We start from the raw sequence: 19774 nt of genomic DNA, 5'->3' as shown, positions 1-19774 counted from the left end.
GTCCGGCGAGCACACCCGTCCGGTGCCGCTGGATGAACCAGTAGTAGGCGAGCCGGGAGCAAGTCCCGGCGCCGAACCCGTCGATCGATTAGTGCGACCGCTACTGCGGGACGATGCGGAACTGTTGGTTGCTGCTGGTGCTGGCACTCCACTGGCCGAGGTCGGACCCGCTGGAGGTTCGGTTCATGCCGTCGGCATACAGTCCCGTCGCCCGGTTCTTGAGGCGGATGTACGAGCCGGCTGTCACCTCCATCCAGTCCTGGGAGGTGGCGCTGCTGTCGGTGGACTGGCCGATGGTGGATCCGTTGGCTGTGGCTCCCAGGCCGTCCAGGAACAGTCCGGTGGCGTGGTTTTTCAGGCGGATCCAGTTGCCGTCGGGAACGATCGACCACTCCTGGTTCGTGGTCGATCCCAGCGGCCACTGCCCGACGGCGGAGCCGCTGGTCGTGCGTCCGCCTCCGTCGACGTACAGCCCGGTCGACCGGTTCGCCAGCTTGATGTACGACGTGCCCCCGGCGCTGACGGCCGGTGCGACCTGGATCCTGTCGATGTTGGGCGCGTAGGCCGCGCTGTTGCCGAACTTGATGGTGTTCGTGCCGGCGTTCAGCGTCACGTCGACCGTCGTGGTCCAGTAGTTGGACCAGCCGCGGGTGTTGCGGAAGTACACGCGCTGCGGGCTGCCGCCGTTCACGGTGATGTCCGCGTAACGGTTGATGATGTTGTAGTCGTTGCCGCCGTCACCCCGGTTGTCGCCGTTGGCGTAGGTCACGACCAGGCGGTGCAGGCCCGCGGACTGGGCCGTGACGCCGTTGAACTGAAGGGTGTTGGCCGCGCCGTTGCCGAGCCAGTGGACGTACTGGCCGCCGGATGCCGCGGAGTCGGACGCGGTGACCGCGGCCCCGCCGAGGGTGTTGCCCGCGGCTTCCGCCTCGTAGCTCGCGGTGGTGCCGGACGTCGACGTGGTCACGTCGATCGAGTCGACGGCGATGTTGTCACTGTCGTCGCCGGTGTAGGCGCCGTAGTTGATCCTGTCGATGCCCTGGGTGAGGAACATCGTGACCGTCTTGGTACCCCAGGTGTTCCAGTTCGCCGTGCCGGTGAGGGCGAGGTCGGTCAGCCTGGACCCGTTCACCGTGACGCGGGTGCTTCTGTTGGCGGGGGCGCCGCTGTGCGGTCCGGCCGCGTAGCGGAGCGTCACGTCGTAGTAGCCGTTGCTGGGCGCGGAGACGACGAAGTTGGTGCTCGCGGTGCCGGAGCCGGCGTAGCCGTCGACGAAGTACGTCCCGGAGTAGCCGGTGCCCGAGCCGTACGTCACCCGCGCACTGCCGGTGAGGTTCGCGTACTCGGCCTCGTACCGGGTCGGGACGTCGGCCGAGGAGGTGCTCGTGGCGGGCGTGATGATCATCTGGTAGGCGGAGGTGGCGGACATGTTCGGGATGCTGACGGTGATCTGACCGTTCGTTACGGGGTAGTCGCCCTCCTGCACCACGTAGGGGCGGCCCGACGCGTCTTCCGTGCCGGTGCTGTCCGTGCCCTGGATGACGGCGTGCACGGTGTTGCCGAGGTAGGTGGCGGAGCCGAAGCCGCTGACGACGACGTCCGTGCCGCCCGAGGTGCCGCCGAAGACGACCCGCGCCTGCTTCTTGGCGGAGTCGAGGGTGGCCACGCCCTGGAGCGAGCCGTTCTGGGTCGGCGGTGTGACGGCGACCGTCTTCCCGGTCATCTCGCCGTACCAGTTGTAGAGCCACCAGGCGCCGGTCGCCTCGTTGTTGCGGGTCGTCAGACCGTTGAGGGTGCCCTCGGTGACCCAGTACGCCAGGTCGCCGCTCACCTTGGTGTTCTCGAGCCGGGTGATCCACTGGATGAGCTGGCCCGGGATGCCGAGGTCGCCCGTGGAGCGGGTGTACTCGTTGATGACGATCGGGAGCTTGGCGATGCCGAGCTGCGTCTCGACGCCGCGGTAGTGGTCGTAGTGGTTGTAGTAGTCGGTGAAGAAGTTGTTCTGGAGCTCGTGCCAGGTGACGACGTCCGGGACGACGTTGTTGGCCTTGGCGTAGGTCATGAAGTCGGACATGGCCTGGTTGTTGTAGACGCTGAAGCCCGGGCCGGCGATCTTGGTCGTGGGGTCGAGCGCGCGGATGTGCTGGTAGACCGTCTTCCAGTCGGCGAAGAACTGCTGCTTCGCGGCCGAGTCCGTGAACATGCCGTCGTACCAGATCCAGTCCGGCTCGTTGAACGGGGCGTACACGTACTTGCCGTGGTTCGGGTCGGCCTTCACCTTGGCGACCATGTCGTCGATCTTGCTCAGGTAGTCGGTCAGGCCCGCCTCCTCGTAGGGCCAGTACCGGTAGATGTCCTGCATGTAGATCTGGATTTCCTTGGTGCCGCTCTGCACGTACTGCGGAGCCACGTCGAACGCGTCGCCGCTGGGGTGCTGCAGTCCGCCCTGCGGTTTCTGCGCGGCCTGCTGGGGGTGCAGCGGCTGGAGCACGTTGTCGGTCGTGACACCGGCGTTGCCCATGCCGTAGAGGAAGCCCGACGCGCCGTGCGCGATGTCTCCGGTGCTCTGCGACAGGTCGACGCCCAGCTGGGCGTTGGCCGCGTGGCTGACGCCGGGGAACAGGATTCCGCTGATCATGAGCATGCCAGCCACGAGTCCGTATGCGACGTGGCGTATCAGGTTTCCGCGGGTGTGCCGCCTGCCGGCGGTCGGGGATCTCCTCATGGTGTCCCTTGTCCTTCCTTGTGTTCTAGTCGGCTCTCACAGGTGGTTCGGGGGGACGTCGCGCAAGACCGCCGCACCGTACGGCGGCAGGCGCAGGGGGCCGGTCACGGGTTCCGGGGCGTCGCCGTCCAGCAGGTCGACGGACCGGTCCGGACCGGTGGCGAGGTCGATGGTCACCTCGTCGGCGGTGTGGTTGAGCAGGAAGAGGTGCTCGGTGCCGTCGGCGGCCCTGCGGCGGACGGCTTCGACGCCCTCGGGGGTGTTCAGGACGGGCGTGACTCCGGCGCCGGTGACGCAGTCCAGGACGAGGCGGCGCAGGGTCTCCCGGTCGGGCGAGGTGCCCAGGTAGGTGGCGGTGCCGGTGCCGAAGCGGTGCCGGGTGGCGGCCGGGAGGCCCTTCAGCTCGCCGTCGGCGTAGACGGCCAGGGCCTCGGCGCCGGCCAGGTCGATGACGTCCTGCCAGTCGGTGGCGGTGCCGTTGTGGCCGGCGTGGCGCAGCCCGCAGATCTCGCCGGGCCGCATCGGCGCGAACTCGTCGATGTAGATGCCGAGCAGGTCGCGGAAGGCGCCGGGGTGCCCGCCGGGCCGTACCCGGTCGTACTCGTCGACGATGCCCGAGAAGTACGACATCAGCAGGTGACCGCCCCCGCGCACGTACCCGGTGAGGTTGTCGGCGCCGGTGTCGTCCACCAGGTAGAGGTTGGGCACGATCACCAGGCGGTAGGCGCTCACGTCGCTGTCCGGGCGGACGAAGTCGATCGCGACGTTGGCGTTCCACAGCGGGCGGTAGTGGTCGACCAGACGATCCGTGAACCGCAGGTCGTTGGAGGGGTGGTCGGGGCCCTCCAAGGCCCACCAGCTCTCCCAGTCCCACACCACGGCCACCTCGGCCTGGTCGCAGACGCCCCCGCTCAGGTCGGAGAGGCGTGCCACGTCCCGGCCGAGCGCGGTCACCTCGCGCCAGGTGCGGGTGCGGGTGCCGCCGTGCGGGACCATGGCCGAGTGGTAGCGCTCGGCGCCGGCCCGGGAGGCCCGCCACTGGAAGAACATCACCGAGTCCGCGCCCCGGGCCACCGCCTGCAGCGACCGTGGCCTCAACTGCCCTGCGGGACGGGCGTGGTTGCGGCCGTCGGTGAGGTTGCGGCCGGTGGCGGACTCCAGCATCAGCCAGGGCCTGCCGCCGCGCAGCGATCGCATGAGGTCGAAGTTGTAGCCGGCGAGCAGCGGCCCCTCCGGATCCTGCGGGCCCGTGTAGATGTCGAGGGAGACCACGTCCTCCTCGGCGGCCCAGCGCCAGTAGTCGAGGTGCTTGAAGGACCCCATGAAGTTGGTGGTGACGGGGAGTTGGGGGGTGTGGCGGCGGACGATGTCGCGTTCGGCGGTGTAGCACTCCAGGGCCGCCGCGTCACAGAAGCGGGCGAAGTCCAGCAGCTGGCCGGGGTTGGGGCCCGACACCGTCCGGGAGCGGGCGGCGGGGGTGCCGACGTGGTCGAAGGAGTCGTAGCGCTGGCCCCAGAAGGCCGTTCCCCAGGCGTCGTTGAGCGCGTCGATCGTGCCGTGGCGGTCCGCGAGCCAGCGGCGGAAGTGCGCGACGGAGACCGGGCAGTGGCAGCCGAAGCCGATGTACTCGTTGCCGATGTGCCACATGGCCAGCGCGGGATGGCCGGCGTAACGCTCGGCCAGCCGTTCGGTGATCCGTGCCGAGTAGTGCCGGAAGACCGGCGAGGACTGGCAGTAGTGGCAGCGGGAACCGAAGGCGATCCGGCGGCCCTCGCCGTCCACGGGCAGCGTCTCGGGATGCTCGTGGGCGAGCCAGGAGGGCGGTGCGACGGTGGGCGTGGCCAGGTCGACGCCCACGCCCGCCTCGGCCAGCAGGTCCATCACCTCGTCCAGCCAGCCGAACTCGTAGACGCCGGGCCGGGGTTCGAGCAGACCCCAGGAGAAGACACCCACGGTGACCAGGTTGACCCCGGCCTCGCGCATCAGCCGGACGTCCTCCCGCCAGGTGGCGGCCGGCCACTGCTCGGGGTTGTAGTCGCCGCCATAGGCCAGGCCCTGCAGCCGTTGCCGCAGGCCCGCGAGACGTTCGTCGGCGGGGTCGGGACGGGACACGGAGGCTCCTTCGGATGGGTCGGACCGAAGTCCGGGGAGGATCGGGAGAGTTCGGGACGGCTCGGGGGCGGGACGGGGCGGCTCTGGGCTGCGGGGCTGGGCGGGGCTGGGCGGGGCTGGGCGGGTCGCTTCAGCGCCCGTCGGCCGATCGCAGCAGCAGGGCGAGAGCCCAGTCCTGGTCGTTCGCGAGCGGGTCCGGTCGGTGCGCGGGACGCCCGTCCACGCAGCTGGGCATCAGGAAGGCGCAGGTCGCCTCGCCGTCGGGGCCGAAGTCGACGAGGTTGGCCGCGAAGATCGCGTCGGCGACCCGCTCGGAGTCCTCGTCCCGCAGGGCCTCGGGCAGCTGCCGGAGCGCGATCGCCGTGAGCACGCTCCAGTAGTGCGGGAACGTGTCGCCCCACAGGCGCTCGATGCCGAACCAGTACCCGTCCCAGTGCCGGATGGCGATGTCACGTAGCCGGACGTGCGGCTGCGGCCCGCCGAAGACGTGCAGCCACCGCACCGTCGGCTCCAGCGCCGTCAGCAGCCGGTCGTCGGGCGCCACGTCGTACGCCGTCGCGAGCAGGCTGACCAGCGGCGCGACCATCGACTGCTCGTAGCTCACCTCGTGCCGGGGCAGCGCGGTGCCCCGGGCGGCGAACCCGTGCGCGTGCTCGATCAGTGACTCCCGCAGGCGCTTCGCCCGCGCCGTGTCGCCCTGCTCGTCGAGCGTGGCGATCACCGCGGCCATCGCCTCGGGCTGCCCGATGAGCAGATGGTCGCGGACCCCGAGGGAATACGCCCCTTCAAGGACCCGGGCCGCGAGATCGAGGTCGGCCGGGTCGCCGTACAGCACGAACTGGTCGTGGAAGAAGTGCGCCAGCCACGGGGTGTTGTAGAGCCGAACCTGCTCGGTGAACCGGCTGCCCCGGCGGACCGAACCGTCGGGATCGATCAGGCACTCACGGGCGAAGCGCGCGAAGCCCTGGAGGGCCTCGTCGAGCGCGTCGACCCCGTCCGCACCGCCCCAGCCGCGCAGCCGGGCCTGCTGGAGCAGCACGGCCATGCCGATGCGCTCCGCCCCGTCCGTCCAGTCCTGCCAACCGTTCTCGGTCTGGGTCAGGCCGGTGCGGGTGTCCACCGGCACGAACGCGTACCGCTCCGGCTCCGGACGCTCGTGCGGGCGGTGCTCGCGGAGGATACGGGCCGTCCGCGCCTCGACCAGCTCACGCACCGGGGCGAGGAAGGCTACGGCCGTCCTGCTCCGGCGGCCGTCCCGCTCGACGTCGATGTGGTGGACGCCGTGCCGGGACGACGTGAGGGCGTCGCCGGGCCCGGACGCGAGCACCGCGCCCTCGGCGAGGCGTACGCCCAGGGCCGCGCCCACCGGCGCGGTCAGGGACGGCAGTTCGGCAGGCGCGTCGGTGGCGGCGAGGAACGCCTCCCGGTCGTCGTACCAGCCGAGCTCCCAGGCGAGGACGTACTCCTCCCCGGGGGCGAGGTCCAGGACGGGCTGGCCGCCGAACGACTCGGGACTGCGGGCGTGGTCGGTGGGGTGGACGACGAGGTGACCGCGGATGTCGGACCAGGTCCGGGAGTTGCGCGACTCGACCGAGTACGCCCACAACTCGCCCGACCGGACGATCGCGCCGAGCAGCGGGGGAGTGCCGGCCATCGGCTCGGCCAGCACCCACGACCACGCCCCGCCGGTGAAGACGTGCGCGTGACAGCTCCGCGCGAGCGCGCCCGCCGCACCGTCGTACACATCCCTGACCGGCACGTTCACCCCGAGCCCGGTGATCCGCAACGGCTCGTCGCCGGTGTTCGTCCAGACGTAGGTCTCGGTGTAGCGGGCCTCGGCGACCTGGCGCCGGACTTCCAACTCCAGGCCGTCGAGCGGCCGGTGGCGCGCGGTCGCGCCGTCGGCCCGCCAGTCGGTCTCGTACGGTGCCTGCCAGCGACCGGAGCCGCGCGAGGTGATCGCGAATCCGGTGCCCCAGGCGTGGTCCGGCCCGTGCCAGGTGTCCGTCACCTCGTCGAGCAGGTACAGCCGGTCCGGGTCCGAGGCGTGCTGGAAGGCCACCGGCGAAGCGTCCGCGCCGAGTACCACCCGGCCGCCGCCGAATGCGAACTGCCTGGTCATCGCTGCTCCTTCGGGCCCGGTCATCCGTTGAACCCCGTGCCGACGAGGGTGGGGCGCCAGTACTTCTGCAGGGCGAAGAAGCCGGCCGCGAGCGGCACGATGGAGAGCAGCGAGCCCATCATGACGATGCTGATCAGGTCCGGAGAGGCGCCCACGGTGCGGATCTCCCCGTTGAGGATGTCCAGCCCCAGCGTCACGGGATACAGCGAGCTGCTCTTGAGCATGACCAGGGAGAGGAAGAAGTTGTTCCAGATGGCGACCGCCTGGAAGAAGAAGATGGTCACCAGCCCCGGCGCCAGGGTGGGCAGGACCATCGACCGGAAGGTCCTGAGCTCGCTGGCCCCGTCGATCCTCGCCGCGTTGAGCAGGTCGTCCGGGACCATGGACTGCACATAGATACGGGCCAGGTACACCCCGAACGGGTTGACGAACGAGGGCAGCAGCACGGCCCAGTAGGTGTCCGTCAGATGGGCCGCGCTCATCATCAGGAACAGGGGCATGACCAGGGCCGCCTGGGGGACCAGGACCCCGCCCAGGACCAGGGTGAAGAGGAAACCGCGGCCCCGGAACTCGAACTTGGCGAACGCGTAGCCCGCCGCGGCGGCCAGGATCGTGGAGACGGCCCCGCCGATCACCGAGTAGCCGACGCTGTTGGCGAGCCACCGCAGGTAGATGCCGTTCTCGTAGCTGAACGTCAGCCGCAGGTTGTCCATGACCCGGCCGGGCCCGGCGAACCAGAGGCTGAAGCTCGAGTACAGCGTGCCCGCGTCCTTGGTGGCGGCCACGAGCAGCCACCACACCGGGATGAAGAAGTACAGCGCGAAGAGCACCATCACCAGGCCGAGAGGGATGCGTCCGAGCATCCACTTCGAGCGGGCCGGGGACGCTGCCCGGCTCACGACGCTCATTTCGTCTCCTTGGGGGCGGACAGACCGGACGCACGGGCCGTCAGACGGAGGAACCCGAACGACATCACGAAGGCGATCAGCGCCAGGGACACCGAGATCGCGGCCGACAGGGGCTCGTCGTTGTTTCCGTAGGCGGCGTTGTAAGCCATCATGTTCGGCGTGTAGTTGCTGCTGATGGCGTTCGAGATCTTCGACAGGATGACCGGCTCGTTGAAGAGCTGCAGCGTGCCGATGATGGTGAACAGGCCCGTCATCACGACGGCCGGCATGACGATCGGCAGCTTGATCCGCAACGCGATCCTGATCTCGCCGGCCCCGTCGACCCGCGCCGCCTCGACGATGCCGGCGGGGATCGACTGCAGGGCCGCGAAGATGATCAGCATGTTGAAGCCGACCCCGGCCCAGACCATGATGTTGCCGATCGAGCCGAGGACCAGACCGGAGCCCACGAGGTCCACCGAGCCCAGCCCCAGGGACTCCGTCGCCGAGGTGATCGGGCTCAGCCCCGGCTGGTAGAGAAAGCCCCACAGCAGGGCCGCGATCACGCCCGGCACGGTGTACGGAAGGACGAACGCGGCCCGGAACAGCCGCTTCATGAACGCCAGCCGGGAGTCGAGCATCAGCGCCAGCATGATCGCCACACCCAGGATCAGCGGGACCACGACGAGGCCGAACTCCAGCAACCGGAAGACGCCGTTGTAGAAGTCCGGGGTGGTGAAGACGGTGACGTAGCTGCTCAGGCCCACGAACTTGAGCTCGGAGCCACCGAAGCCGAGGCCGTCGAAGGTCTGCCGGTACAGACTCGTGTAGAGGGCGTAGCCGATCGGGAAGAAGAACAGGCCGGCGAAGAGCAGCATGAACGGTGCCAGGAAACCGTAGGCGGCCACGCGGCGCCTGCGGTCCTGGCGGAGCCGCGGCCGGCGGCTCCGCATCGGCTCCTCGCGCCCGCGGACGCGAGGAGCACTGTCGAGGGTCGTCGTCATCAGGGCTCCTGGACGCTCAGGCCCTGCTTGCGCATGTAGGCCACGACCGACTTCTGCGTCGCCTCGAGCGCCTCGGCCAGCGTCATCTTCCCGTTCACCGCTTGGCTGAGGTAGTTCTGCTCGGTGGTGAACCACTCGTTCGCCACCGGCCCGTAGTTGAAGTCACGCGCGACGCTGTGGTTCGAGGCGGCGATCGTGTCGTATATCTTCTGTCCCCCAAAGAAGCTGGACGGCTTGCTGAGCGCCTCGCTCTTCTGCGCCTTCAGGTTCGTTGGGTAGATGGTGATCTTGGGGATCCAGTAGTCCGACCACACCTGCTGGTTGGTGGTGATGAACTTGGCGAACTCCAGGGCCTCCTTGGGGTGTTCGGTCGACTTGAAGACGACCGCGGAGGATCCGCCCCAGCTGCCGCTGGCCGCGGTGCCCGGCGTCCACTGCGGCAGGGCGGCGACGGCCCACTTGCCTTTGGTCTTCGGCGCGACCGACTCCAGCGGTCCGGGCGCCCAGGCGGCGCTGATCCAGGAGGCGACCTTGCCCGTGTTGAGGTCCTGCCCCCACTGGCTGGAGAACTGCGGCAGCGTCAGGACGGCCTTCTCGTCGAGGAGCTTCTGCATGGTGTTCGCGACCTTCAGCGCCGCGGGGTTGGCGATGTCCACCACCCAGCTCTTGCCCTCCACCTTGAACGGCCTGGATCCGGCGGCCCAGGCCAGCGCGTTGAACGGCGAGGCGTCGTTGGTGGGCAGGTTCCCCATGTAGACGCTGGGGTCCTTCTTGTGCAGGGCGATCGAGGACCGCACGTACTCGTCCATCGTGGTCGGCACCGGCAGGCCGTACTTCTCGAACAGGTCCTTGCGGTAGTACAGGGACAGCGGGCCCGAGTCGATCGGCAGCCCGTACAGCCCGTCACCGACCTGGACCGTGCTCCACGCCCACGCCTCGTAGTGGGAGGCGAGCGCGGAGGCGTCGCCGCCGCTGACGGTCTTCAGGTCGAGCACCGACCCGGTGGTGACGAACTGCGGCAGGTACTGGGTGTCGAAGGCCGCTATGTCGGGCGCCCGGTCCGCCTTGACGTCGAGCAGCAGCTTGGCCTGCGGGATGGTGTTCCCGCTGGCCGAGACGATCTCCATCTTGACGGTGATGTCGGGGTGCTGCTTCTTCCACAGGTCGAGCAGGACCTTGCTGTCGGGGAAGGGTGTCTTCACCCAGAACGTGAGCGTGACCGGCCCCTTCGCGCTGTCGGACGACGTTCCCGAGGAGCTGCAGGCGGCACCCGTGAGCGCGGTGGCCATGGTGAGGGCGATCGCGGCCAAGTACCGCCGCCTGCGTCCTGCCGAAGCGGACGTCTGTCCGGCGGGGCGAGAAGAGGTTCCGCTGTCGTGGTCGGACACTGCTGGCTCCTTTACCTTCAGTGCAAATGCGGATGTTCTGGTGATCCGGATGCGCGTGCGGGCGCAGGCCGCGACGCCCGACGAGCGTGGGGTCGACGCCTCGTCGATGCGTATCGACGACCGGTGTCATGTCGTACACGTGCGGTGGGTTTGTCTGCTGGAGCGGTCGGCCCGCAGATCAGGGGCGGAGAGTGGTGACGGTCGTCGCGCGGCGGGTCAGCCGGGACGGGACCAACTCGACGCCGTACGGCGGCGGGTTGCCGCCCTCGTCATCCAGTAAGGCGAACAGGGTGCGCATCGCGCGACGGGAGATTTCGCGGGGAGCGTGGGAGACGTTGGTGACCGCCGGCTCCATCTCCTGGGCCGCCGAGTCGGTGCAGTGCCCGACGACCGAGATGTCGCGACCGGGCATCATCCCGCGCTGGAGCAGGGCTCCCAGCACATGCGGGATGGCCGAGGTGTGCGGCACGATCAGGCCGTCGGCCGGCTCGGTGCCGCTCAGTGCCCTGTCCACCACGATGCGGGCGCCCGACGGGGTGGATTCCGGCAGTTGGACGAGTCCGGTGCGGATGCCGGCGGCGGCTGCCGCCTCGTCGACGCCGCGCTGGAACTGGCCCACGAAGCTGTTGCCACGGGCGATGGTGTGCGGCGGGTGCCCGATCACCACGATGCGCCGGTGGCCCGTGGCGGCCAACTCCTGCACCGCGAGCCGGCCGGCCTGCGTGAAGTCGATGTCCACGCAGTGCAGGCCGGAGGGGTCGTCGGGGATGCCGATCAGGACCACCGGCACCCGCAGCGAGGGGATCACCGGGATCCGCTCGTCGCGGGCCGCGACGACCATCATCACGATCGCGTCGCACAGCGACCGGCCGTCGAGCCGGGTCAGCCCCGAGGCGCCCTCGTCCGCGGTCACCAGGAGCACGTCGTGGTCGGCCTCACGGGCGCACTGGGTGATCGTTTCCAGGAACGGTACGACACCTGTGTTGCCCAGGTCCCCGCCGACCGGCACCGCCAGTGCGATGACCCGCGTACGACGGCTGGCCAGCGCCTGTGCCCCCGCGTTCGGCTGGAAGGACAGCAGGTCGATCGCGGCCTGGACCCGCTTGCGGGTCTCCTCCGAGATCGGGCGCTTACCCGTCATGACGTAGGAGACGGTGCTCTGCGAAACGCCGGCGAGGCGGGCCACATCCTTGCTGGTGAACATGAGCTGGCATCTCCTCTCGTCATCGTCGATGCGTATCGATTGAGCGTCGCGAGCGTAGGCACGGACCACTGTGGGAGCAAGACCCGTGCGGAACTTCGAGGCAACCGGTCGGGCGGGCGCGGTCGTTGGCAGTGGCGTGCGGTGAAGGTGGGTGATTGCCGGGGGAGCGGGCGGTCGGCCGTGCTGTTGGTGTCATACGTCCGTGACCCCCGAGCTCTCGCGGATGACAAGGTCGGTACCGGCGAAGGTCCGCGCGGGAGGTTCGTAGTCGCTTTCCAACTGGCCGCGCAGGAGCGCGAAGGCGTCGCGGCCCAGTCCCTGGAAGTCCATGCGGACCGTGCTCAGGGCCGGTGTGACGAACCCCGCGTGCGGGGCGTCGTCGAAACCGATGACGCTGACGTCTCCGGGCACGGACCGCCCGGCGTGATGCAGGGCGCGCAGTACGCCCAGCGCCAGCTCGTCGTTGCCGCACAGGATCGCCGTGACGCCCGGGTCACGGGCGAGTTGCTCTCCCTCGTCGTAGCCGGCCTGAGCGTCCCAGCCCTTGCCGCCGTGGGGTTCGGGTGGGGTGATGCCTGCCTCCTCCAGAGCCTTGCGCCAGCCCTGGGCGCGCGGCCCTTCGGAGCGCCGGGTGCCCACTGACGTCGGGATCGCGACGTAGTGAACGGTCCGGTGTCCGAGCTGAAGCAGGTACGCGGTGGCGGCGCGGGCCGCCTCGCGGTCGTCGGCCCACACGGCCGGGCGGGGAGGTCTCCGGCCGTGTGGGGGCGCTTCGACGACCGCGGCGCACGGCACGTCCGCCGGGACCCGGCGCAGAGCCGACGCGCCGAGCCGGTCGAAGCCGATGACCATCAGGCCTCCGCCGCCGGCTGCGGCCGAGGAGATCGTGCGGTCCAGGTCGTCCTCGGGCGTCAGCACCTTCACTCCGAGTGAGTAGCCCGCGGCGGAGGCCGTTTCCTCCAGGCCCTGCAGGGTGGCCGCATAGCCGTAGAGGGTCGTGTTCGACGTCAGCACGGTGACGGACCGGGTCACGCCGCTGGCCAGTGCGAACGCGGTGGCGTTGCGCCGGAACCCCAGCGATTCGATGGCCGCCTCGACCCGGTTGCGCGTCTCCTCGCGGACATTCGGGTGGCCATTGAGGACCCTCGAAACGGTCTGGTAGGAGACGCCCGCCGCCTGGGCGACGTCGCGAATACTGGCGGCCTTCCGCGGTTCCTGGCCGGGGCCCCGGTGGTGGCCGGAGCTTGTGTGACCGGTCACATTCATGCCAGGATTGTGACCGGTCACAACACTGCCGTCAAGAGATGGAAACCGGGGATTTACGCGGCGATCACACCGGGGGTGCGGCACGGGCCGTCCGGTGCCGCACCGGACGGCGGCCGACAGACGGCCTGCGAAGGGCCGTACACCACAGCAAGGGGAACCGCGTTGACTACTGCTGTCGAGGCAGCCGAGAGATCTCTTCTCTGGTCCCATGACGTCCTCGGGCTGCACGCCATCACGGACTCCGCCGGGTCGGTCAGGCTGGGAGCGCCGGGCCAGGACTGGAACTCCCTGCTGCCCCTGGTCGAGGTCACGGCCACCGGCCACGGCCGTACCTGGTCGGGGGAGCGTTTCATCGACACCGCGATCGGCGACCGCCTGACCTGTCGCGGCCACGAGACGGCCCGGGACGGGGACTGGCAGTGCACAACCATCAGGCTGGCGGACCCGGTGACCTGCCTCGCCGCCGACATCACCCTGCGGACCTGCCCTGACACCGGCTTCCTCCGCTCGCAGGTACGCCTGGTCAATGAGGGGAGCACCCCGGTTCAGTTGGAGAGCGTGTCGACGCTGGCCCTCGGCGGCATCGTGGACGCCAGGGGTGCTCTGGACGGACTGACCCTCCACTGGGCGGACAACGACTGGCTCGCCGAGTGCCGTTGGCGGCAGACCGCCTTCCGTGACCACGTCGTCGCCCTGAACCGGTCCGCCCACGGCCACGAAGGACGCGGCTGCTTCGAGCGGTACTCACAGGGGAGCTGGTCGACGGGACGCCACCTGCCGATCGCCGCGCTCACCGACCGGACAGGGCGCGCCTGGCTCTGGCAGATCGAGTCCAGCGCGGGCTGGCGCTACGAGACCGGCGAACGGGAAGGCGCCGCCTACCTCGCTCTGTTCGGACCCGACGACGCCCATCACCAGTGGCACCAGACCTTGGAGCCCGGTCAGGAGTTCACCACCGTCCCGGCCGTTCTTGTCGGGGCCGCGACCGGCGGCCTGGACGCCGCGTTCGGCGAACTCACCGCCTACCGCCGCCGCATGCGCCGCAGCCACCCGGACCACACGGCACTCCCGGTGATCTACAACGACTACATGAACACCCTGATGGGCGACCCCACCACCGACAAGCTCATGCCGCTCATCGAAGCGGCGGGATCCGCGGGCGCCGAGGTCTTCGTGATCGACGCCGGCTGGTACGACGACGACGCCCAGGGCTGGTGGGACGCCGTCGGCGCCTGGGACGCCTCCGACCGTCGCTTTCCTGGCGGCATCCAGAAGGTCCTGAACGCCATCAGGGAGCACGGAATGACCCCCGGACTCTGGCTGGAGCCCGAAGTGGTCGGCGTCCGCAGCCCCCTGGCCGACACCCTGCCGCCCGAAGCGTTCTTCCGCCGGGGTGGAGTCCGCGTCACCGAGCACGGCCGCCACCACCTGGACCTGCGCCACCCCGTCGCCCGCGCCCACCTCGACCAGGTCGTCGACCGGCTCGTGGGCGACTGGGGGGTGGGCTATCTGAAGCTCGACTACAACATCAACATCGGTCCCGGGACCGAGAACGGCGCCGAATGCGCGGGCGCCGGCCTGTTGGGGCACCACCGCGCGCACATCGACTGGCTCGGCTCCCTCCTCGACCGGCACCCCGGCCTGGTCCTGGAGAACTGCGCGTCGGGCGGGCTGCGCATGGACTACGCGCAACTCGCGGTCGTCCAGGTGCAGTCCACCAGCGACCAGCAGGACCCCCTGCGCTATCCGCCCATCGCCGCGGCGGCCGCCACCGCGGCGACCCCCGAGCAAGCCGCTGTGTGGGCCTACCCCCAGCCGCACTTCAGCCTTGACGAGATCGCCTTCACCCTCACGGGCGCGCTGCCGGGCCGCATCCACCTGTCCGGGTTCCTCGACCGCATGAACCCGGAGCAGTACGAACTCGTCCGCTCGGCCGTCTCCGTCTACAAGACCGTCCGCTCGGAGATCCCCGACAGCCTGCCGTTCTGGCCGCTCGGACTTCCCTCGTGGGAGGACACCTGGATCGCCTCGGGCCTGCGAGGCCATGCCGCCAGCTGGCTCGCACTGTGGCGACGGGAGCCGGCCGCCGGTGAGCGAGGGGGAGTCCCGTGCCCAAGAGACCGGCACGGAGCCGACGAAAGCACCCGCACCGTCACGATCTCGCACCTGCGCGGCGCCCACCTGCATCCCACGCTGCTCTACCCCGCCACCTCCGACGCCACCGCGGCCTGGGACGCCGCCGAGGGACAGCTCACCGTCTCCCTGCCCCGCCCGAACACCGCCGTGCTTCTCCGCCTCAGCACGGTGCCACCGGCAGAGGGTCGCCAAGTGTGACGAGGCGGGCGTCCGTCGACCCGGTCGCAGAGGTGTACGAGGCGATGTGTGAGGTCTGCGGGCAGCAGGTCAGCGGCCCGGCCGAGTGGATGGCTGAAGCCCTGGGACGAGATGAGCGCGGCCGCTTCCGCGAGGTCGGTGGCGAATCGCTCGACCGCCTCGTACGGGAAACGCTGGCCGGGGCCGCTGAGCTAGAGGGAGGCGATGACCGCGCCTGAGCGGCTGGTGACCGGCACGGAGACCGCGGTCAGGCCCTCGTCCCACTCGCTGCTGCTGACCGCGTAGCCGTGCTGCGCTACGACGCTCCGGCGCTCCTCGCGGCGATCCGGCGTTTCGCCGGCGTGAAGGGAGGCTGTACGAAGCGCAGCGCGTCCAATGCGAACCCTTTGCGCAGCACCGGCTTGCGGTGGCTGAAGGTGGTGACGGAGTACTCGCCGTGGTAGGCGCCCATGCCGCTGGCGCCGACGCCGCCGAAGGGGAGGCTCGGGGCGCCGGCCTGGAGGAGGGCGACGTCCAGGCCGACGCCTCCTGACGACGTCCCAGCCACGAAGAGCTCCCGGGTCGCCGCCGACGCGGTGAAGACGTACAGCGCCAACGGTTTCTCACGCGCCGCGATGTGGTCGACAGCGGCACGCGGTGAAGCGACCGGCACGATGGGCAGGATGGGACCGAAGATCTCCTCCTCCATGACCGCGGGGCCCTCTCCGGCCGTGCTCGGTCCGTCGAGATGCAGGATCGTGGGGGCGAGGTAGCGGGTCGCCGCGTCGTGCCGGCCGCCGAACGCGACGGTGCCGTCGGCGAGGTAGCCCACGAGACGGGCGTGGTGACGCTCGTTGACGATCCGGCCGTAGTCGGGGCTCTGCGCGGCGTCCTCACCCCACATCTCGGTCACGGAGGCGGCGATCGCCTCCGTCAGCGGTGCGACCCGGTCGGGAGTGGTCAGGATGTAGTCCGGGGCGATGCAGGTCTGGCCCGCGTTGGTGAACTTGCCCCAGGCGAGACGCCGCGCGACCTGGGCGAGGTGGGCGTCGTCGTCGAACCACACGGGGCTCTTGCCGCCCAACTCAAGCGTCACCGGCGTCAGTTGCTCCGCCGCGGCCCGCAGGACGATTTTGGCGACCTGTCCGTTGCCCGTGTAGAAGATGTGGTCGAACCGCTGGCTCAGCAGCTCCGTCGTCTCGCCGACTCGGCCCTCCACGACCCGTACCGCGCGCGGATCGAGATATTTCGCAACGAGTTCGGCGACCGTCGACGAGACGCGTGGGGCGAGTTCGCTCGGCTTCAGCACGACGGCGTTGCCGGCGGCGATCGCGCCGACCAGAGGCGCGAGGAGAAGCTGCACGGGGTAGTTCCACGGGGCGATGATCAGGACGACCCCGAGCGGTTCGGTGACCAGCCGGGCGCTCGCCGGCGCCAGGCCCAGGGGGAGTCGTGCCCGCCGGGGCCGGACCCAGCGCCGGAGATGGCGTCGCGTGTGCGCGATGTCCGAGAGCACGCCTCCGATCTCGGTGAGCTGGGCTTCCGTCGCGTTCTTGTGCAGGTCCTGCCACAGGGCTTGTTCGATGGCGGGACGGTTCTCCGTCAACAGGGCGGCGAGCGCGGCGAGTTGGCCGGAGCGCCACGCGAGGTCACGTGTGGCGCCGGTCCGGAAGTACTCCCGCGCATCGGCGACGGTCGCCGCGATGCCGGCGTGCTGCAGTACGGGTGTCGGCATGATGTGAACCACAGGGCCTAGGAATCGGCGGCGATCGCAGGGTGCCCGGCGTGCGGATTCGCGTGGTACTTGTCGGGGCCGAGGCTGTGGACGTCCCAGCCGTTCGGGTACACGCGCTTGGCCAGCCCCTCCAGCGGGTGCTCCTCGCCCGGCTGCGGGTCCGGGAGCGGCTTGGAGCCCATCCGCTTCATCATGGCGTTCGACAGCGCCATCCGTACCTTGCCCGGGAGCTTGAGGCCGCACGCCCTGAGCTGGCGCGGGTCCACCTGCGCGACCAGGAGCCAGACGATCACCCGCCCGATCACCGGGGGCATGAGAGAGGGCATCCAGGCGAGGAAGGCCTTCGCGACCTGCTCGTTGTAGGGGTAGTAGTACACGTTGTCGTCGAGGTACTTCTCGTAGAACTCCTCGACCTCGACGAGCGAGTCCGGCAGCGGCTTGTGCGAGCCGAAGAGGCGCGCCTCCTTGCTCTGCTGGATGCGGAACGCCTCGCGTTCCTTGTCGGTGACCCTCCGCCAGCCGAACTTGTCGGCGATACGGACCGGGGTGAGCGTGTTGTCCGCCGCGACGGCGATGAAGTCCTCCTGCACGATGTCGTAGCGGCGGTGCATCTCGTTGACCTTCTTGCCGGCCACGCGTGCCGGCCCCGGTCCGAAGCCGTGCTGGTGGACGACGTGGTGGAACAGGGCGGTGTCGATGCTCCGCTTCTCCGTGTTGCGCTCCACCTCGCGTGCGACCTCGTGGACCTTCGACATGGTCGGCGCGGCGAAGGTGATCATGTTGCCGGTGATTATCTGGATCGCCAGCAGGGAACCGAAGTCCTGGCGGAACAGGTCCACGATCCGCTGGTGATCGGTCTCGGGATCGAGCGTCTCGATCTCCCGGACCCTGCGGTACCGGTCGTCCTCCTGGCGTGTACGCCGTCCCATGTCCGCCCTCTCGATCTGCCACGGAAGTCAACGCTGCGACGGTCCGGAGGACCCCGCTGCCAAAAACAGTACGGTGTTCTATTTTCTGGGGCAAGGGTTAGGGTGTGGCCATGCCACCGGGCCGGAAGTACGCGAAGGGGGCGGCGAAGCGAGAGGAAGTGCTCGATGCCGCGCTCGAGCTCATCACCCAACGAGGCTGGGACGCGGTGACGATCCGGGAGCTCGCCTCGATCGTCGGACTGAGCCCGACCGCGCTGGTGCACCACATCGGCAGCAAGGACGAACTCCTCCTCGAACTGCTCCGCCGCCGCGACCGGCCGGGCGGACAGTCCTACGAGGAGCTCGACGCCGACGCGGGCTTTCGTCTGATGCTCTCCGGGCTCTGGGAGAACCGGCGGGTGTCCGGTCTGCGGGAGCTCTACATCCGCCTGTCGGCCGAGGCCACGGCCCCGGACCACCTCGCTCACGAGTTCTTCCGGGACCGGTACCGCAATCTGGGGCAGACCGGTGTGCGGGCGTTCACCGAGGTCGAGGACGCCGGACGGCTGCCGGACGGCATCGACCCCGCGACGGCCGCGCTCATGGTGATCGGGGTGATCGACGGCCTCGAGCTCCAGTCGTTCTTCCGGCCCGAGATCGACGTCGTCACGCAGGTCCAAGCCGTCCTGCGGTTGCTTGGAGTCGACGTGGATCGCCTGCTCGACGACATCTCCTCCACTGAGGATGCGGTCTCGGCCGACGTTCACCGCATGGCAGGACCGGAGTAGGCCGGCGAGGGCTCGAACCTCACCACTGACGCGAGCCGATACGTCCGTCGATCAAGGTGCATGTCTCTTGACGGCCAGGTGGATGTGGCGACACCGGGGCGTCGAGCCCGGCTGCTGCGGAAGGCTCGGCGCCGTCGTGGGCGTCCTGGGGTGGAGGACTGATCCTGGCGGGCTACTTCTTGTAGCCGGTCACCTTGGCGACCCACCCACCTCGGCCTCCACGCCCTGACCGCCGCCGCCGGAATGGATCCGCCGATCCCGGGCCAGGGCACCGCCACCGCCACCGCCACCGCCCGAACCGAACTGGACCGACGCCTGCGGGCCGGAGATCCTCGCGCGATCGCGGCCCTCGACGGCGCCGGCCATGCACTGGGCGCCGCACTTCTGGCCGTCGCCAGCGCCGCCGACGCCGGTGAGGCCATCCTCGGCGGCTATCTCGCCGACTGGGCGCCGTGGCTGACCCCGGCATCGACGCCCGCCTCACCGGACGCCGCACCGAAATCCCGGGGGTGGGGTTCATCGTCTCCGTCGGCGTCCTCGGTGCCGTCGCCACGCTCCACGGGGCCGTTCAGGCAGGCCGCGAGCGGATCCTCGACGATCCCACGGCTGTGCCGGCGTGCGGCAGAGAAGAGCCACCCAGTACGGGGGCCACCACCTGGCCGCCGACATCACGCTGTCCGGCGACACCATGACGCTTGGCCCGACCCTGTGGGGAGCGCAACCGGCGTACTGCACCAGGTCCGGTGCGACCGTCGAACCGCTGGTGGGTGAGACGGACAAGGCGTACACGGTCCTTCAACCGCTGAACTCCACACAGCCGGCCGCCGCCGTCCTGGACACACCGGTGAAGGAGGTCATCCTCGCTGAGCGCGTACAGCGGGGCGAGGCGGCGTCCGCCGACGAGGCGGACGTCGATCAGCGGTTGTGCGGTGCGGACACTTGGCCGCAGCCGTACGAGCGCCGCTCTGGAAGCGCCCGTGGCTGAGCGGAGCGACAGGAACGGGCCGGCATCGGCTGACGTCGCGCCGGGCGAACGCTGCGGCCTCGGCGCTTGACGCGCTCCCGGGCGACCTCGTAGCCGGTGTGCCGGAGGCTCCGCTGACTGCGTCAACGCCGGGCCAGGTCTTCGGCCAGCGGCTCCTTCGGGTAGCCATGGGGTCGAGAGCAGGCCGGCTTCCTGCTCCAGGCGTTCTGAACAAACAGCGGTGCCGATCTCATTCGTCCCTGCGGTCCGGTGCCGTGGACCAGCCGATGAGGGCGCCGCGCAGTGCGGCCACCAGACGGGAGGCCGCCTCGTCCTCGGTACGTCCGCTCTTGATGAG

The 19774-nt window shown here is 69.8% G+C and carries 14 protein-coding genes; 4 read left to right on the top strand and 10 right to left on the bottom strand.

Going from position 1 to position 19774, the window contains the following annotated elements:
* Nucleotides 1-100 precede the first annotated feature (100 nt).
* From ACWCRB_RS41930 to ACWCRB_RS41895, 8 genes are all read right to left on the bottom strand, one after another.
* Nucleotides 101-2644 (bottom strand): RICIN domain-containing protein, encoded by a 2544-nt coding sequence (locus ACWCRB_RS41930; RefSeq protein ID WP_451001093.1) that lies wholly within the window; start codon nucleotides 2642-2644, stop codon nucleotides 101-103.
* A gap of 117 nt (nucleotides 2645-2761) precedes the next feature.
* Nucleotides 2762-4837 carry a beta-galactosidase gene (locus tag ACWCRB_RS41925; protein WP_451001092.1) on the bottom strand — a complete coding sequence of 692 codons (2076 nt, stop codon included), beginning with the start codon at nucleotides 4835-4837 and terminating at the stop codon, nucleotides 2762-2764.
* 130 nt (nucleotides 4838-4967) lie between these two features.
* A complete protein-coding gene (locus tag ACWCRB_RS41920; protein ID WP_451001091.1) occupies nucleotides 4968-6959 on the bottom strand; it encodes a hypothetical protein in 1992 nt (663 codons plus the stop codon).
* 20 nt (nucleotides 6960-6979) lie between these two features.
* Nucleotides 6980-7867, bottom strand: a complete 888-nt coding sequence (locus ACWCRB_RS41915) for a carbohydrate ABC transporter permease (RefSeq protein WP_451001090.1) — start codon at nucleotides 7865-7867, stop codon at nucleotides 6980-6982.
* Nucleotides 7864-8850: a carbohydrate ABC transporter permease gene (locus ACWCRB_RS41910; protein ID WP_451001089.1), complete on the bottom strand. Its 987-nt coding sequence runs from the start codon at nucleotides 8848-8850 to the stop codon at nucleotides 7864-7866. Before ACWCRB_RS41910 ends, ACWCRB_RS41915 begins: the two co-directional genes overlap by 4 nt.
* Complete coding sequence (locus ACWCRB_RS41905; RefSeq protein WP_451001088.1) at nucleotides 8850-10238, bottom strand: ABC transporter substrate-binding protein; 1389 nt, start codon at nucleotides 10236-10238, stop codon at nucleotides 8850-8852. The genes ACWCRB_RS41910 and ACWCRB_RS41905 overlap by 1 nt, the downstream gene beginning before the upstream one ends.
* Before the next feature lie 178 nt (nucleotides 10239-10416).
* The gene (locus tag ACWCRB_RS41900) at nucleotides 10417-11511 is read right to left on the bottom strand and encodes a LacI family DNA-binding transcriptional regulator (protein WP_451001087.1); all 1095 of its coding nucleotides are present in this window, start codon (nucleotides 11509-11511) and stop codon (nucleotides 10417-10419) included.
* A 123-nt stretch (nucleotides 11512-11634) separates the two neighbouring features.
* Nucleotides 11635-12708: a LacI family DNA-binding transcriptional regulator gene (locus ACWCRB_RS41895; protein ID WP_451001086.1), complete on the bottom strand. Its 1074-nt coding sequence runs from the start codon at nucleotides 12706-12708 to the stop codon at nucleotides 11635-11637.
* A gap of 162 nt (nucleotides 12709-12870) precedes the next feature.
* Here ACWCRB_RS41895 and ACWCRB_RS41890 point away from each other — a divergent pair, with 162 nt between their 5' ends.
* Together ACWCRB_RS41890 and ACWCRB_RS41885 are read left to right on the top strand one after the other, a co-directional pair.
* Entirely contained in the window at nucleotides 12871-15042 is a 2172-nt protein-coding gene (locus ACWCRB_RS41890) for an alpha-galactosidase (protein WP_451001085.1), read from the top strand.
* Entirely contained in the window at nucleotides 15039-15260 is a 222-nt protein-coding gene (locus ACWCRB_RS41885; protein ID WP_451001084.1) for a hypothetical protein, read from the top strand. Before ACWCRB_RS41890 ends, ACWCRB_RS41885 begins: the two co-directional genes overlap by 4 nt.
* Nucleotides 15261-15337: 77 nt before the next feature.
* Here ACWCRB_RS41885 and ACWCRB_RS41880 read toward each other — a convergent pair whose 3' ends face one another.
* Both ACWCRB_RS41880 and ACWCRB_RS41875 read right to left on the bottom strand, forming a co-directional pair.
* A complete protein-coding gene (locus ACWCRB_RS41880; RefSeq protein WP_451001083.1) occupies nucleotides 15338-16756 on the bottom strand; it encodes an aldehyde dehydrogenase family protein in 1419 nt (472 codons plus the stop codon).
* A 17-nt stretch (nucleotides 16757-16773) separates the two neighbouring features.
* The gene (locus ACWCRB_RS41875) at nucleotides 16774-17685 is read right to left on the bottom strand and encodes an oxygenase MpaB family protein (RefSeq protein ID WP_451001082.1); all 912 of its coding nucleotides are present in this window, start codon (nucleotides 17683-17685) and stop codon (nucleotides 16774-16776) included.
* Between the two features lie 110 nt (nucleotides 17686-17795).
* On the opposite strand from ACWCRB_RS41875, the gene ACWCRB_RS41870 reads away from it, so the two are divergent.
* Together ACWCRB_RS41870 and ACWCRB_RS41865 are read left to right on the top strand one after the other, a co-directional pair.
* Nucleotides 17796-18452, top strand: a complete 657-nt coding sequence (locus tag ACWCRB_RS41870) for a TetR/AcrR family transcriptional regulator (protein ID WP_451001081.1) — start codon at nucleotides 17796-17798, stop codon at nucleotides 18450-18452.
* A 616-nt stretch (nucleotides 18453-19068) separates the two neighbouring features.
* Complete coding sequence (locus ACWCRB_RS41865; protein ID WP_451001080.1) at nucleotides 19069-19437, top strand: DUF3500 domain-containing protein; 369 nt, start codon at nucleotides 19069-19071, stop codon at nucleotides 19435-19437.
* Nucleotides 19438-19774 lie beyond the last annotated feature (337 nt).

The organism is Streptomyces sp. NPDC002156 (genome assembly GCF_053593675.1).
This window is presented reverse-complemented; position numbering and strand designations above follow the sequence as displayed.

Bases quoted from the DNA above. Each gene is read 5' to 3' on its own strand.
- ACWCRB_RS41930 (WP_451001093.1), bottom strand. From the start codon at position 2,644: ATGCTCATGATCAGCGGAATCCTGTTCCCCGGCGTCAGCCACGCGGCC.
- ACWCRB_RS41880 (WP_451001083.1), bottom strand. From the start codon at position 16,756: ATGCCGACACCCGTACTGCAGCACGCCGGCATCGCGGCGACCGTCGCC.
- ACWCRB_RS41870 (WP_451001081.1), top strand. From the start codon at position 17,796: ATGCCACCGGGCCGGAAGTACGCGAAGGGGGCGGCGAAGCGAGAGGAA.
- ACWCRB_RS41910 (WP_451001089.1), bottom strand. From the start codon at position 8,850: ATGACGACGACCCTCGACAGTGCTCCTCGCGTCCGCGGGCGCGAGGAG.
- ACWCRB_RS41875 (WP_451001082.1), bottom strand. From the start codon at position 17,685: ATGGGACGGCGTACACGCCAGGAGGACGACCGGTACCGCAGGGTCCGG.
- ACWCRB_RS41895 (WP_451001086.1), bottom strand. From the start codon at position 12,708: ATGAATGTGACCGGTCACACAAGCTCCGGCCACCACCGGGGCCCCGGC.
- ACWCRB_RS41915 (WP_451001090.1), bottom strand. From the start codon at position 7,867: ATGAGCGTCGTGAGCCGGGCAGCGTCCCCGGCCCGCTCGAAGTGGATG.
- ACWCRB_RS41920 (WP_451001091.1), bottom strand. From the start codon at position 6,959: ATGACCAGGCAGTTCGCATTCGGCGGCGGCCGGGTGGTACTCGGCGCG.